Origin of the sequence: Sphingomonas sp. BK235 (genome assembly GCF_004345855.1) — a bacterium.
Taxonomy (GTDB): Bacteria; Pseudomonadota; Alphaproteobacteria; order Sphingomonadales; family Sphingomonadaceae; genus Sphingomonas.
This window is the reverse complement of sequence record NZ_SLXN01000005.1, coordinates 174,707-189,327: the sequence shown is the minus strand read 5'-3', so window position 1 is coordinate 189,327 and position 14,621 is coordinate 174,707. Positions and strand designations below refer to the sequence as shown.

General features: G+C 73.3%; 13 protein-coding genes and 1 tRNA gene. 4 read left to right on the top strand and 10 right to left on the bottom strand.

The window, feature by feature from the left end:
* Position 1 precedes the first annotated feature (1 nt).
* The gene (locus tag EV292_RS14470; RefSeq protein ID WP_132909938.1) at positions 2 to 487 is read left to right on the top strand and encodes a DUF6438 domain-containing protein; all 486 of its coding nucleotides are present in this window, start codon (positions 2 to 4) and stop codon (positions 485 to 487) included.
* Positions 488 to 758: 271 nt separating this feature from the next.
* Here EV292_RS14470 and EV292_RS22685 read toward each other — a convergent pair whose 3' ends face one another.
* Positions 759 to 908 carry a hypothetical protein gene (locus EV292_RS22685; protein ID WP_165927122.1) on the bottom strand — a complete coding sequence of 50 codons (150 nt, stop codon included), beginning with the start codon at positions 906 to 908 and terminating at the stop codon, positions 759 to 761.
* A gap of 86 nt (positions 909 to 994) precedes the next feature.
* Between EV292_RS22685 and EV292_RS14465 the strand changes: the two genes are divergently transcribed.
* A tRNA-Thr gene (locus EV292_RS14465) sits at positions 995 to 1,069 on the top strand.
* Positions 1,070 to 1,249: 180 nt separating this feature from the next.
* On the opposite strand, the gene EV292_RS14460 is transcribed toward EV292_RS14465, so the two are convergent.
* The 4 genes from EV292_RS14460 to EV292_RS14445 are packed head-to-tail and all read right to left on the bottom strand — an operon-like array spanning position 1,250 to position 5,756.
* Positions 1,250 to 2,668, bottom strand: a complete 1,419-nt coding sequence (locus tag EV292_RS14460; RefSeq protein ID WP_132909937.1) for an efflux transporter outer membrane subunit — start codon at positions 2,666 to 2,668, stop codon at positions 1,250 to 1,252.
* Positions 2,668 to 3,585, bottom strand: coding sequence for an efflux RND transporter periplasmic adaptor subunit (locus EV292_RS14455; protein ID WP_207913436.1), 918 nt, complete (start codon positions 3,583 to 3,585; stop codon positions 2,668 to 2,670). The genes EV292_RS14460 and EV292_RS14455 overlap by 1 nt, the downstream gene beginning before the upstream one ends.
* 9 nt (positions 3,586 to 3,594) lie before the next feature.
* The gene (locus EV292_RS14450; RefSeq protein WP_132909935.1) at positions 3,595 to 3,789 is read right to left on the bottom strand and encodes a DUF1656 domain-containing protein; all 195 of its coding nucleotides are present in this window, start codon (positions 3,787 to 3,789) and stop codon (positions 3,595 to 3,597) included.
* On the bottom strand, positions 3,783 to 5,756 hold the full coding sequence (locus tag EV292_RS14445) for an FUSC family protein (protein ID WP_132909934.1): 1,974 nt from the start codon (positions 5,754 to 5,756) through the stop codon (positions 3,783 to 3,785). Before EV292_RS14445 ends, EV292_RS14450 begins: the two co-directional genes overlap by 7 nt.
* A 107-nt stretch (positions 5,757 to 5,863) precedes the next feature.
* Between EV292_RS14445 and EV292_RS14440 the strand changes: the two genes are divergently transcribed.
* Complete coding sequence (locus EV292_RS14440) at positions 5,864 to 6,562, top strand: FCD domain-containing protein (RefSeq protein ID WP_132909933.1); 699 nt, start codon at positions 5,864 to 5,866, stop codon at positions 6,560 to 6,562.
* 6 nt (positions 6,563 to 6,568) lie between these two features.
* On the opposite strand, the gene EV292_RS14435 is transcribed toward EV292_RS14440, so the two are convergent.
* From EV292_RS14435 to EV292_RS14425, 3 genes are all read right to left on the bottom strand, one after another.
* Positions 6,569 to 7,012: a GntR family transcriptional regulator gene (locus EV292_RS14435; RefSeq protein ID WP_243693787.1), complete on the bottom strand. Its 444-nt coding sequence runs from the start codon at positions 7,010 to 7,012 to the stop codon at positions 6,569 to 6,571.
* Between the two features lie 262 nt (positions 7,013 to 7,274).
* Positions 7,275 to 8,294 carry a zinc-binding alcohol dehydrogenase family protein gene (locus tag EV292_RS14430; RefSeq protein ID WP_165927121.1) on the bottom strand — a complete coding sequence of 340 codons (1,020 nt, stop codon included), beginning with the start codon at positions 8,292 to 8,294 and terminating at the stop codon, positions 7,275 to 7,277.
* A gap of 66 nt (positions 8,295 to 8,360) precedes the next feature.
* Positions 8,361 to 9,134, bottom strand: coding sequence for an IclR family transcriptional regulator (locus tag EV292_RS14425; RefSeq protein WP_132909932.1), 774 nt, complete (start codon positions 9,132 to 9,134; stop codon positions 8,361 to 8,363).
* A 153-nt stretch (positions 9,135 to 9,287) separates the two neighbouring features.
* On the opposite strand from EV292_RS14425, the gene EV292_RS14420 reads away from it, so the two are divergent.
* A complete protein-coding gene (locus EV292_RS14420) occupies positions 9,288 to 10,826 on the top strand; it encodes an alpha-L-fucosidase (protein WP_132909931.1) in 1,539 nt (512 codons plus the stop codon).
* Positions 10,827 to 10,856: 30 nt separating this feature from the next.
* On the opposite strand, the gene EV292_RS14415 is transcribed toward EV292_RS14420, so the two are convergent.
* Both EV292_RS14415 and EV292_RS14410 read right to left on the bottom strand, forming a co-directional pair.
* Positions 10,857 to 12,359, bottom strand: coding sequence for a nucleoside hydrolase-like domain-containing protein (locus EV292_RS14415; RefSeq protein WP_132909930.1), 1,503 nt, complete (start codon positions 12,357 to 12,359; stop codon positions 10,857 to 10,859).
* A gap of 141 nt (positions 12,360 to 12,500) precedes the next feature.
* The gene (locus tag EV292_RS14410) at positions 12,501 to 14,609 is read right to left on the bottom strand and encodes a serine/threonine-protein kinase (protein WP_165927120.1); all 2,109 of its coding nucleotides are present in this window, start codon (positions 14,607 to 14,609) and stop codon (positions 12,501 to 12,503) included.
* Positions 14,610 to 14,621: the final 12 nt, after the last annotated feature.

Genomic DNA, 14,621 nt, shown 5'->3' with positions numbered 1-14,621 from the left:
GATGCGACGAGAATATGGCAGGCTGGCCGTGGTCGCCGCGATCGCGCTGGCGGGATGCGCCACCGCGCGCGCGCCGCTGGTCACGGCGGACGCGCCGGTGATCCGCTATGCCACCGCGGCCTGTTTCGGCACCTGCCCGGTCTATGACGTGACGGTGCGCCCCGACGGGCGCGTCACCTTCGTGGGCGAGCGCTTCACCGCGGTGACCGGGACGCGCGAGGTCGCGGCGACGCCCGAGACCTACCGTCGCGTCGCTGCCGCGATCTCACCGTATCGGCCCGCGGGTGAGCGGCTGGTGGTGCCGGGCAGCGTCGATTGCGCCAACCCGCCCACGGACATGCCGAGCGTCGACCTGTGGTGGTACGACCGCGCGGGCGAGCGTCACCTGCGCTTCTATCGCGGCTGCCGACGCGGCAACGAGGCGCTGGCGGCGGCGCTCGACGCGGTACCCGCGGCGCTGCCGATCGCACGGCTGATCGGGCGCTGAGGCGGCGCGGCGGCCGGCGGCGCCACGGCACCGCGCGGGCGAGAGGCCGCGTGGCGCGGACGCCGCTTCCACGCCGCTCAGGCCTTCTCGCTATGATCGGCGGTGGCAAACACCGCTGTGTCGATGAAGCGGCCGTCAGGGTCTTTTCCGGCTCGTCTGAAGCGGCAGCGTGCTCCGGCGAACGCCGGCGCCCAGGGTCACCGACGCCGCGGCCTGTCGCGCCGGGCGCCCGCTTGTACGGGAGGACGGGTGGGCTCTGCCGAGTCGGCCGCTAGCGCGTGCCGGGGTCGTCCGCGCGCGGCGGGAGGGCGATCGCGGTGGCGTCCGAGTCGCGCGCGGCCCGCGCCTGCGCCTTGCGGCGCCGCAGGTTGGCGCGCAACTGCTCGGCCCGTCGCGCGGCGCGATCGTCACTGTCGCTCATCGAAAGTGCGCTAGACCGCGCGAGGCACCTTGACAATCGCCTGCACCTCGTCTCTTAGGCGCCCTCCGCCCGACGCGGTCGGAAGTGCTGCCGTAGCTCAGTGGTAGAGCGCATCCTTGGTAAGGCTGAGGTCGTGAGTTCAATCCTCACCGGCAGCACCATTTTCTGGAGACAGGTCAACGGCTTGCGCGCTCCCGCGGGACGCGCGCCGCGACCGGGCCACGGCGGTGGAAGCGCCGCGCCCCCTCCGACGATGCGACGCTGCCAACACCGCCATGATCGGGCGGCGCCGGGAAGTGGCACCGCGGCCGCTAAGAAGACGAGCCGCCGTCGTCGCTCCCTCACCCTGCCGGCGGGGCGTCCGGATAGTCGTCCTGCCAGCCGCCGCCGAGCGACTTGGCCAGCGTCACGATCTGGCGCAGCCGGTCGGCGCGGCTGACGGCGAGCGCGTCCTCGATCGCGTAGAGCGCATGTTGAATGGTCATCAGGTCGAGCGTGAGGATCGTGCCCGCCCGGCGTTCGCGCGTCGCGCGCGCGACGGCGGCGCGGCTCGCCGTCAGCGCCGCGACCAGCGCATCGTGGCGCAGCGCCTCTTCCTGGCGTGCGGCGAGCACGTCCTCGACGTCGCGCATCGCGGCGCGGATGCTGCGCTCATAGTCGAGCCGCTGCGCCTCGGTCAGCGCCTGTGCGGTGCGCAGACGGGCGGCGCGCTGGCCCTTGTCGGACAGCGTCTGCGCGCCGCCCGCCGCGAGGCTCCAGACGATCGCGCCCGGCGCCACCAGGCCGCCGAGCCCGCTCGCCGCGGTGCCGAGCGTCAGCGGGATATGGAAGCGCGGCAGCAGGTCCGCCGCCGCGACCTGCGCGCGCGCGGCAGCGCCGGCGAGGCGGCGTTCGGCGGCGCGGATGTCGGGCCGGTCGCGCAGCAGGTGCGACGGCACCGAGGCGGGTAGCTCAGGCGCGGAGGGAAGCGGCGCGATGGTGTCGACCTCCGCGACCGCGTCGCCCGGAAAGCCGCCGGTCAGCGTCGCGAGCGCGTGACGGTCACGCGCGATCTGCTCGGCGAAGGCGGGGAGTCGCGCCTGTGCGAGCCGCCACTGCGCGCGCGCCTCGGCCACGCTCGCACCGCTGGCGAGACCGGCGCGGTGCAGCCGCTCGCTGACATCGAGTGTCGTCTTGCGCCGCGCGACATCGCGGGCGGCGATCGTCTCGCGCTCCTGCGCCGAGCGCAGGTCGATATAGTCGAGCGCGACCTCGGCGATCAGGCTGACGAGGAGCGCGCGCCGGTCTTCCTCGACCACGCCGGCCTCGGCCTCGGCGGCGTCGACCGACCGGCGCAGGCGGCCGAACAGGTCGGGTTCCCAACTGGCATCGAGCCCCGCCGACAGCGCGACGGCCCGACCGATCCCCGGTGGGTAATCGAGCCGCGTGCTCGATCGGGCCGATGCAGCGCCGCCGCTGACGCCGATGAAGGGGTGGCGCGCCGCCGCCGCCGCGTCGCGCTCGGCGCGGGCGGCGAGCAGGTGCTGCGACGCGATCCGCAGGTCGAGATTGCCCGCGATCGCGCGCGCGACGATCCGGTCGAGCGCGGGATCGCGGAACCCGCTCCACCAGCGGCGCAGGTCGACGGTGTCGGTGGCGCCGGGCTGCGGCGCGGTCCAGTGCGACGGCAGCACCGGCGTGGGGCTGACATAGCGCGCGACGGGCGGCGTGGCGCAGCCGGCGAGCAGCAGCGCCAGCAGCGTGGACGAGCGGCCCCGCATCACAGCAGCGTCCGCGTCGCATCGATCAGCCGGCCGTGCGCCGCGCCGTCGCCGATCGCGACGCTGCACGTCATGCCCGCGGCGAGCGTGATCCCTGCGGGCACCCGGTCGATCCGGATGCGCACCGGGATGCGCTGCGCCAGCCGCACCCAGCTGAAGACCGGATCGACGTTGGGCAGCCCGCGTCCGTCCGGGCTGTCGTTGCGATCCGCGATGCCGCGGCCGATGCTCTCGACATGGCCGCTGAGCGGAGCGTCATAGCCCATCAGCGTCACCTCGGCCGGCGCGCCGGTGGCGATGTGCGCGAGCTTGGTTTCCTCGAAATAGCCCGTGACCCAGACGCGCCGCGAGTCGACGATCGCGACGCGGGTCGCGCCGGCGATCGCATAATCGCCGGGGCGGAGCCGCAGGTTGGTGGCATAGCCGTCGACCGGCGCGGTCACCGTGGTGCGCGCCAGGTCGAGCCGCGCCGTGGCGAGCGCGACCGCGGCGGCGTCATAGGCGGCCTGCGCCATCCGTAGCTCGCCCGCGGCCTGATCGATCGTCTCCGCCGCGACGATGTCCGCGCCGAGCCGGGAGCGGCGCCGCGCGGTCGCGGACCTGAGCGCGAGTTCGGCGCGGCGCGCGCGCAGCGTCGCTTCGGCCGCGTCGACCGCGAGCTGAAAGCGGGCGCGGTCGATGATGTAGAGGACGTCGCCGTGACGCACCGGCTGGTTGTCGACGACGCGCACCGCCGCGATCCGGCCGGAGACGTCGGGCATGACCTGGACGACGTCCGCGCCGACCCGCCCGTCGGGCGTCCAGGGCGCGAGCATATAGGCGCGCCACAGCGCGACCATCAGCAGGATCGCCGCGGCGCCCACAGCGAGCGTCACGGTGGGGCGGAGGGCGGCGCGGAACATGGGTGATAGCGACATCGATGACCCTCAGACGAAGAGGATGAGGAGCGCGACCAGCGCGAGCAGCACGGCGAGCTCGAACAAGGCAGGGTGCCAGACGAAGTGCAGCACGCCCGCGCGGGTGAGCAGCGCGCGCAGCGCCACGAACAGCGGCAGCGCGGCGGCGAGGTAGAACAGCAGGGGCGGCAGGTAGATGCCCGCCACCGGCACCTCGCTCAGCATGACGCCGCCCGCGCGCTGCGCCGGTCGAGCAGATCGGCGATGTCGGTCAGCCCGGCGGCGATGCGGTGCGGCAGGTCGGTGGTACGGGCGGCGGCGCGCAGCGCAGGCGCGGCGGTGCCCGGCGACGTCACCGCCAGCGCCAGCGCCGCGCCGGCCGGATCGTCGATCGGGGCGGCATCGAGCGCGGCGTGCAGCCGCAGCGCCGCGCAGCCGAGGTGCACCTCGTCCAGTCCCTCCGCGAGCAACCGCGTCCGCATCGGCGGATCCCCGACGAGGCTCTGCGCGATGCGGACCAGCCGGTGGTGCTGGAGATGCTCCCAGCGACTGCGTCCGCCCCGCGCTCTGCCCTGCATCGCGGCGACCACGTCGCGCCGCAGCGCCGCGGCGATCCGTCGCGCCTGTCGGTGCGGCTGATGCGGGAGCAGCCGGAAGACGAGCCAGGTCACCAGCACCGCCACGACCCAGCCGAACGCCGCGTTGAGGAAGGCCGCCGCGTCCCATGCCATCGGATTGGTCGCGCCGACCAGCGTGTTGAACGCCACGAGATAGGCCAGCGCGGCCGGCGCGCGCTTCGCGATGGTCAGCAGATAGAGGCCGGCGATCCAGAAGGGCGCGATCGCGGCGAGCAGCAGCGGCAGCTCGGTCACGCGCGGCAGCAGCACGAAACCGCACAGCCACGCCGCCGGCACCGCCACCACGGTGCCCTTGACGAACGCGATCGCGCCCGCTTCCGGGTTACCGACCAGCGCCAGCAACACGACATAGGGCGCGAGGATCAGCGGCAGCAGCGACCATTCACTCCACCCGGTCGCGATCCCGATCGCCCCGCCCGCGAGGATCGCGAGCAGCGCGCGCAGTCCGTTGCGCCACGCCCCGCCCCAGTCGCGATGATAACGGAAGCCACGGCCGCGATGCACCGCGCGCGCGCGCAGCCGCATCAATCCCAGCAGCGCGCTCTCGACATCCTCGATCGTCTCCAGCAGGCGATCGAGCGCGATCAGCGCGGCGGGCGGGTGATCCGCCTCGGCCTCGGCGTGGAGCCGGTGGCGCAACGCGGTCAGTTCGACGCGCGCCTCCGCCAGCGCGTCGCGCTCGATCGCGCCGATCGCGACCGGCAGCCGCCGTGCGATCTCGGCGCGCGCCGGGGCGAGAGCCGGATCGTCCAGCCGCCGCGCGGTCCATTCGGCCGCGCCGAGCGTCGCGCCGAACAGCGCGGCCAGCCCCTCGCGCACCGCTCCGGCCCGCACCGCGACGTCGGGCGACTCGGTGCGGCTCAGTTCGAGCAGGTCGTCGATCGCGAACAGGCCCGCCGCCAGTTCGGGCGCGCCGCGCGCTGCCGCACGGTCACCCGCCAGCACATCGCTCAGCAGGCGCCCGACCTTGGCGAGCTGCGCCGCATAGGCCGCCTCCAGCCGCGTGCGCGTCGCGCGTCGCGACAGCAAGGCGGTGACGCCCCCGAGGCAGACCACCCCCAGCGCGACCGTGGCGGTGCGCCCGAGCACCGCATCGAGCGCGCGCTCCGGCCGCTCGAGCGCGCCATAGGTCGCCAGTCCCACGGTGTAGCCCGCCACCGCCGCGCCCGAGGCGCGGAAATGGCGCAGCACCGTCGCCGCCCCCCCGCACACCCCCAGCCACAGGCCGAAGCCGAGCAGGAACAGCGCCGGCGTCTGGATGAAGAACGCCATCAGCAGCGTCGCGCCGACCCCGCCGATCAGCGTGCCGATCAGTCGCCAGCCCCCCTTGGCCAGTACCGCTCCCTGATTGGGGTTGGTCACCAGCAGCACGGTCGAGGCGGCGGAGAAGGGTGCCTCCACCTGCAGCGCGAAACCAGCGGCGAGCGCCAGCCCGGCCGCGAGCACCGAGCGCGCGACGAACTGCCATTGCGGCGTCGCCGGATCGATCGCGGCGATGCGCCGCCACAGAATGGCGGACAGGGACGCAGCTCGTCGCGCCAGCACGTCGATCATGCGAGCACCTCCCACGGGTCAGATACTATCATCCTATGTATAGACCGGAGGGGCGGATGGCGAGCAACAAGGTGGGATGAATCACCAATTCTGCTAAGGGCAGCGTCATGCCCTCTTCCTCGCTCCCGTCTGCACCGCGGCGCTCGCTCGTCGACGTCACCATCGAGCTGATGCGCACGCAGATCGAGGAGGGACGCTGGCAGGTCGGCGAACGCATCCCCAAGGAAGCCGAGCTCGCCGAGATGCTGAAGGTCGGCCGCAACACCGTGCGCGAGGCGGTGCGGGTGCTGTCGCACGCGCGCGTGCTCGACGTGCGCCAGGGAGACGGCACCTATGTCCGGCTGAGCGTCGACCCCGCCGAGGTGATGCGGCGGGTGACCCATGCCAGCCTGCGCGACCATTTCGAGCTGCGCGCGATGCTCGAGACCGAGGCCGCGCGCGCCGCGGCGCTGCGCCGCACCGACGAGGATCTGGCGCGGCTGAGCGACCTGCTCGATCGCCGCGGCGACGTGCCCGCGGACGGCGACGTCGATGGCTTCGTCGAGCGCGACGCCGCCTTCCACCTCGCCATCGCGCAGGCGACGCACAATGTCGCGCTCGCCGAACTCTACCGCTTCTTCGCCGTCTCGGTCCGGCAGAACATCGCCACGGTGTTCGGCGCGATCGACCTTCCCGAGCCGGGTTTCCTCGCGCACCGCCGCGTGCTCGACGCGATCCGCGCCGGCGACGGCGAGGCGGCCGCCGAGGCCGCGCACGCGCTGGTCGCTCCGGTCATCGCCGCGCTGGCGGCGCTCGATCGCGCGTGACGCCGCTCAGGCGGCACCATCGGACAGCGCTCCGCCGCCGATCAGATGGCGGGCAAGCGCCTCGGCCTCGGCGGCGCTGGCGCGGGTCGCCTGCGGCGCGCCGAACGCCTTGACCAGATCGGGGAAGATCGCCTCGATCTCGGCGCGGCGCCGCGCGTCGGGCTCGATCACGATCAGCGCCAGACACCGTGCCGCCAGCGCCGCCTTGTTGCGCTTGAGCCACTGGCCGCGGCTGACGCGATCGGCGTGCGCCTCCTCGTCCGGGCGCGGCGGGTAGATCAGCACGAACGGCGACTCGCGCGCCAGCAGTCGGTCCATCTCCGCGCACCATGATGCGGCATAGCCCTCCTCCGGCGTGCCGATGAAGCGCACCACCGGAAAGTCACGACAATCGAAGAGAGAGAAGCCGGCGACATCCATGTGACCGATCCGGATGGTTGATCCAATCATCCTATCTATATGGAAGATGCGACCCGGTCGCAATAGGCGGAGGTCGACGCTGCGACGAGGCTGAAGCCGACGGCACGGGCCAAGCGGCGCTCAGCGCCTCCAGCCGATCCGACCGGCGCCTCTCAGGCTGTCCGCGCGGATGAAGTCTCATTCGCTTTGGTTGAACCGTGCTCCTGCGGACGCAGCAGCCTGGTGCCGCGCGCGTGCCCTTCGTGGCTCTGGGCTCCCGCGTCCGCAGGAGCACCCCCGCTTATTCACACGCTTAGCGCGCGTCGAAGTCGACGATCGCCTTCAGCACCGTGTCGGCCCGCGCGATCAGCTCGGGGAAGCGCGCCGGCAGGTCGCGCGCCGCCACGCTATCGGTGTGGAGCGCCGCCGTGTCGATCGTGCCGTCGCGGATCGCCGCGATCACGCGCGCGAAGTCGGCCGCGAGCGCATTGCGGCTGGCGAGCAGCGTCGTCTCGCGCTTGTGGAACTCGGGGTCGGCGAAGGTCAGGTCGCCCTTGACCACGCTCACCAGCACGTAGCTGCCGCCATGCGCCACCTGGTTCAGCCCGTCGCGCATCGCGGCGAGGTTGCCCGTGGCGTCGAACACCGTCTCGAAGAAATCCCCGTCGGTCAGCGCCGCGAACCGCTCCTGCGCGGTCTCGTCGGCGCGCACCAGCGAGTCGAAGCCGAAGTCGCGCGCGGCGCGCTCCAGCCGCGGCGCGCGCGCGTCGCACAAGGTCACCGCCGCGCCGTCGAGCCGCGCGAACAATGCCACCGCCAGCCCGATCGGTCCGACCCCCTTCACCAGCGCGCGACGGCCCGGTCGCAGTCGCGCGCGCGCCACCGCATGCGCGCCGATCGCGAGGAACTCGACCATCGCGGCCTGATCAAGGCTGAGCCCCTCGGCGTCGATCGCGGCGCGCTCGGGCACCGCGATCAACTCGGCCAGGCCGCCGTCGACATGGACGCCGAGCACGGCGACCGCGGCGCAGCAATTGGGCTTGCCCGCGCGACAGGCGACGCACGCGCCGCAGGCCAGATAGGGGTTGATCGTCACGAGCTGGCCGACGCGGAACGCCGATCCCGCCGGTGCCTCCACCACCTCCCCCGCCAGTTCGTGGCCCATCACGCGCGGGTAATCGAGGAAGGGCTGATCGCCCGCGAAGATGTGATAGTCGGTGCCGCACAGGCCGACGCGCCGGATCCGCACCAGCAGATCGTCGGCACGGCGCACCGGCGGCGCGCGCTCGGCGGCGCGCAGCACCAGCGGCTCGTCGCAGATGATCGTCAACACGGCGCCGGCCCTTCTCTCACACCACTCCTTGCATATATGAAATACAATTGCATACGGTGCAATCGATCAATCGGCGGAAGTCAATGTGCGGGTCACGGCGGCGGCGGCATCCGCCAACAGCGCCCGCGCCGCGTCGATATCGACCTGCTGCGACCCGTCGATCAGCCGCAGGAACGGGATCGTCAGCGCCGCGGCGACCAGCCCGTCGAAGCCGAACACCGGGTAACTGATGTCGGTTACCCCCAGGGTGATCGGGCTCTTGCGCTGCGCGTGGCCGGCGGTGCGGATCTGCGCCAGCTGGCGTTCCAGCGTGCCGCGCTCCACCGCATGGCCCTCGGCGACCGCGCGCGCGATCGCCGCGGTGCGCGTCTCCGCCGCCGCGAAGGCCAGCAGCACCTTGCCGGAGCAGCTGGCGAGCAGGTCCACCGTCGCGCCCAGCCGCAGCGCGAACCCGCGCGTGCCGGGATTGTGCTCGCGCGCGATCACCAGTCCGCTGCCCTCGTTGAGCACGACGAGGTGGCACGACTGGCCGGTGTCCACCGCGAGGCGCCGCATGACCGGGCGCGCGGCGTCGACCAGATCGTGCGCCGGGGTCGCGCGATAGGCGAGGTCGAGCAACTTGTACGCCACGCTGTAGCGATCGTCCTTCAGCGACTTGCGCAGATAGCCCAGCTGTTCGACGACGATCACGATGCGGAACAATTCGCCGACCGATCGCCCCAGCAGCACCGCCATCTCGCTGACCAGCAGCCCGGCGGGATGCGCCTCGAGCAACTCCAGTATCTCGAAGGTCTTCTGGACCGCTGGCGCCGCATAGGTCGCCTTTGCTCCCGCCGCCATGCCCTATCCTCCCCGCTCGCCGTTGCGATGCCATGGGAAAGCGCCGCCGCGCTGTCAAACCCGACGCGTCGCCCCCGCCGCGCGCCGATACGACGCCAACCTTGCCAAATGAAAATGAGCTTGCAAGGATGACATCGCGTTAAAGGAGAGACGATGGCGGGCTGGAACAAGCGCGAATTCATGGCGGCGTCGCTGGGCGCCGTCGCCGCTCCCGTTCCGGCGCGCGCGGCCGATCCTGCCGCCGTCACGCCGGCGATCGCGCCGGGGCGTTTCGGCCCGACGGTCGAGTCGCTGCTGGGCTATCAGGCCCCCGCCTGGTTCCGCGACGCCAAGTTCGGCATCTGGGCGCATTGGGGACCGCAGGCGGTGCCACGCCAGGGCGACTGGTACGCGCGCTTCATGTATTGCCCGGGCCACCCGCATTACGCGCACCACGTCAAGACCTACGGCCACCCGTCCGAGTTCGGCTACAAGGACATCATCCCGCTGTGGACCGCGGCGGCGTTCGATCCCGAGGCGCTGATGGCGCGCTACGCCGCGGCGGGCGCGAAATATTTCGTGTCGATGGGGGTGCATCACGACAATTTCGACCTGTGGCGCTCGCGGCATCACCGCTGGAACGCGGTGGCGATGGGACCGAAGCGCGACATCGTCGGCGAGTGGCGCCGCGCGGCGCGGCGGCGCGGTCTGCGCTTCGGCGTGTCGGAGCATCTCGGCGCGAGCTACAATTGGTGGCATCCCAATCATCTCTACGATCAGTTCTGGCCCAAGCTCGGGGTCAGCTACGACGGCGCCGACCCGCGCTTCGCCGACCTCTATCACGACAATCGCGACGAGCCGTTCCTCGACCGGCCCGACACCTGGTACACCCGCAACCCGGCCTATCACGCGCGATGGTTCGCGCGCATCCGTGACCTGGTCGATTCCTACGAGCCCGACCTGCTCTACTCGGACGGTGGGCTGCCGTTCGGTGCGGTCGGGCGCGCGCTGGTCGCGCATCTCTACAACAGCAGCATCGCGCGGCATGGCCGGCTCGAGGCGGTCTATGCGTCCAAGAACCTGGGCTCGGGCGAGTTCCACCGCGAATGGGGCGTGCAGGACGTCGAGCGCGGCGTGCTCGAGGGGATCAACCCGCTGCCGTGGCAGACCGACACGTCCAACGGCGACTGGTTCGAGAAGGAGAACGATCGCTACAAGACCCCCGCGCAGGTGATCGCGATGCTGGCCGATATCGTCAGCAAGAACGGCAACCTGCTGCTCAACGTCGCGCTCCGCGCCGACGGCAGCCTGCCCGCCGAGTCGGTCGAGCTGCTCGACGAGCTGGCGGCGTGGATGGCGGTCAATGGCGGCGCGATCCACGGGTCGCGGCCATGGAAGATCTATGGCGAAGGGCCGACCACCGCCGCCGCGGGCAATTTCAAGGAGAGCGGCGACTATCGCGCGGAGGATATCCGCTTCACCACGCGCGGCGACACGCTCCACGCGATCACGCTGGCGCCGCCCGGACGCGAGGTGGCGATCACCGCGCTCGCCGCGGGCAACCCGCACGAAGCGCGGCGCGTGCGGCGCGTGCGGCTGCTCGGCCATGGCGGCACGGTCGCCTTCCGCCAGACCGACCGCGCCCTGGTGATCGAGCGACCCGAGCGACTGCCGACGCGGCACGGCAGCGTCTTCGCGATCGGCTTCGCCTGATCCTCCGTCCGGCGGCGCGGCGGCGCGCGGTCAGCGCGTCACCGACAGGATGATCCGGCGGTAGCTCGTCAGGCTCGGGGCGCCGTCATCGGTGACTTCCAGCACCACATGGACCGTGCCGCGGTCGCAGCGCGCCGCGCGCGTCGGCCATGGCGTGTCGCAGAGTTTCGTGGGGGTGATGGCGACGACCGGCCGCTCCGCCCCCGCGAGCGTCACCACCGCGGAGCGCTGGCCCGCCGGCTGACCCGCCTCGGGATAAGCGTACCAGCGATAGCGCAGCCGCTGGCCGTCGGGGTCGCGGCTGGCGCGCGCGTCGAGCCGAAGCGTCTCGCCCAGGCGGACCTCGCGCCGCACCGTGGCGGTGCCGGCGGCGCCGTCGACCGCGACGAGCGGGGCGTGGTTGGCGCCTGCCCAGGGGCGATGCGTCCAGGCCATGCGCGCCGCGAAATCATGCTGGAAGGCGGTGCGCCACCGCCAGATCGTCGCCTGGTCGGAGACATGGGGCCGGCCGTCCGTGCCGATCACCGTGTCGCGCGAGCTCAGCCGCAGCGTGTCCTCGCCCCCCTGCGTCCAGATCGCGCGGCTCTCGCCCGCGGGGCGACGCAGCACGTACCGCCCGCCCCAGCCGCCCCAGTCGGGCTGGTCCTGGCGGTTGAGCCCGTTGGGGATCAGCCCGAGAAAGGCGGGCGTGTCGCCCTCCATGATATAGTCGTGCCGCAGATAGCGCCGCGCCAGCGGCCGGTCGCCGCGGATATGGCGATCGAGCCAGTCATGGCCGATCGTGCGCGCGTCGGCCCCCGCGCCGTTGCGATAGAAAGCGTCGCCGCTGATCCCGGTCCAGGTCGCCGCGGCATAGTCGCCGCTGTCCTGCGACGAGGGCGTGACGATGACGAACAGCGCGGGGAACTCGCGCCGGATCCACGCGCCCGCATCGTCCTGATCGGCGATGGCATAGACGCGCAGCCGCGAGACGAACGCGCGGGTCGCGTCGGGCGATCGCGTCCGCCGCACATCGTAGAGCGCCTGCGCCAGCGCGTTGGCGCCGCCCCACACGCTGATCCACAGCGGTCGCGCGTCGGCGCGGTCGGCCGCGGCGATGATCGCGCGCGACGCCGCCGACCCGCGTCCCTCGCCCACCCCGTCCATGCCGTAGCGCGGAAGGCCAGCGACGACACGGTCGCGCAGCGCGTCCGCGGTCGGCCAGCCCTCGGCGTGGCGCAGCAGTTGCGGACGCACCGCGCCGTAATCGGCGATGATCGCGCGCAGCGTCGCCGCGTTGGTGGTGCTGCGCAGCCAGGTCGAGGTGACCGCCGCCAGCCCCTCGATGTCGATCGCATTGGAATAGAGCAGCAGCCGGACGAGCGACATCTGGTCGTCCGGCTCGTTGCCGATATCGGTCAGCACGAACAGGCGCGCGCGATCGGGCGGCTGCGCGACCGGCGCGGCGGGCGCGTCCCGCGGCGCGGCGGGCGAGGCGACGATGCCACCGATCGCGGCGGCCATCGTGGCGAACAGGAGGCGCGCGGTCGTCATCGGCGCGAGCCTCGCACGGCGGCGTGCGTCTGGCCAGCACCGGCGCGCCGCCGGCTCCCGACGGGACACGCATTACCGTGACTCGCCCTGTCCGCCGCGTCGACGTGATCGGCCCCGGAGCCGCCGACCACGGCGACCGGCTCAGCGGTCGCAGCGGTCGCGCGCGAGGTTGCGCCAGGCGGTGCCGCGCTGCTGCTGGAGGTAGCGCCCGTTGCGGCGGAACATCACCGCGCCGTGCTGCGCGAAGGTGGCGGTGCAGCGCGACGCCAGCGCCTCGGCGACGCAACTGCGCAGCGACAGGTGGCCGATCGCGCGCCAGCGCCCGTCGAACGTCTGGCACGCCGCGACGTCCGGCCCGGTCTCGCTGCGCAGCCGCTCGAGCCGGTCGCGCTCATGGCGGTTGGCGTCGGCGGTGTCGTCGCCGCGCGCCGGCGCGGGGAGCGGCGCCGCCGCGGGATCGAGCATCGCGCCGAGCACCGCGGGCGCGACCGCGGGTGCCGGGTCGACGCGCACGAAGGCGGCGGTGACGCGCGGCGCGCGCGGCGCCGCGGCGAGCCGCGCGCGCCAGTCGCGGACGAGCGCACCGTCGCGCGTCGCGATCCCCACGGGCGCGCCCTCTACCAGGAAGAAGCCGGCGATCCCCCCGGCCGCGACGCAATAGCGTCCGCGCGCGCCGCCCAGCGCGCGCAGCCGCCCGCCCGGATCGAGCGCGAGCAGCGCGGTGTCGCGGCGCGCCGGCGCGGCGACGAGGATCGCGCCGCCGGGACAGTCCGCCCGCGTCCGCGGCGTGAACCGCAGTCGCGCCGCACCGGGCACCCGATACGGCCGCAGCGCCGCCAGCGCGGCGCATTGCGCGGGCGCGAGCGCGGCCAGACGCGACGCGTCGATCGTGCCCGGCCGGCCGAGCCGCGCCGCCAGCGCCGCCGGGTCCGCGGTCGCGCCGGCGAGCGTCGCATCGCCGCGCGCGTCGAACGTCGCGCTCGCCCATGTGCAGGGCAGCGCGTCGAGCAGCGCCGCGGCGCGCGTGACGCGATCGGGCGCGGGCGCGGGCGCCACGGCTGCCGACGCCGCCGCCGCGCGCGGCGCGGGCGGCGCGACGGTCGGGCGCGGCGCGGCACGCTCGGGCGGTGCGGGACGCTGGAGCCATGCTCCCCCCGCCACCGCCGCGCCCGCCACCAGCGGCACCCAGCCCCAGCGCCCCGTACCGCGCCAGCGGCTCAGCGGCGTCCGCGGCGCGGGCGATGGGGCGACGACGGGCATGAAGGTGGTCGGTGCGTCGACGGCGGCGGTCACCGACGGCGCCGCGGGGGGTGCCGGCGCGACGACGCGGCGCGGCGCTGGCGTGATCGCGCGCGCGTCGGGCAGGCGGATCGCGTCGAGCCCGGCGAGCACCTCGCGCATCGAGCGCAGCCGCGCCGCGGGATCGGGCACGAGCATCCGCTCCAGCACCGGCGCCAGCGCCACGGGCAGGTCGGTCACCGCGAGGCCGAGCCGGCGCCGCTCCACCGCCTCGGACAGCGTCGTCCCCATCGCGGGCGCGCGCCCCCGCGCCACCGCCAGCAGCACCAGCGCCATGCTGTAGACGTCGGTCCACGGCCCGATCTGGCGCCCGAAGTCGCCGAACTGCTCGGGCGCGACATAGCCCAGCTTGCCCGCGAAGCCGTCGCCCACCACCGTCTCGGTGGTCGGAGTCAGGCTCTTGGCGATGCCGAAGTCGATGATCTTGGCGCGCTCCAGCCGACCGTCGGGCAGCAGCACATTGTCGGGCGCCATGTCGCGGTGGATCGCGCCATGGTCGTGCGCCACCTCCAGCCCGGCGGCGAGCCGCCGGGCCAGCATCACCACCTCGGCGAGCGCGCGCGGCTGCCCGTCCAGATGCGCGGTGATCGGCGCGCCGTCGATGAAGTCGGTGACGATATAGGGCAGGTCGAGCACAGGATCGCGCGCGAACACGCGATATTGCACGATCGCGGGATGCGCGAATTGCGTGAGCACGCGCGCCTCCTTGCGGAACAGCGCGACGACGCCGGGATCGCTCGCCAGATGGCTGCGGATCGCCTTGATCGCGACGCGCTCCTCGGTCTCGACGTTGACGCCCTCGAACACCTCGCCCATCCCGCCGCGCGCGATGAAACGATCGACGCGGTAGATGCCGTTGAGCAGGTCGCCCGCGACCAGGGTGGCGGCGCGGTCGCGCGCGCGCGGGTCGGGCGCGCCCGCGAAGACGGTGGGTTCGGCGGGATCGCTCATCGCGCGCGGCGC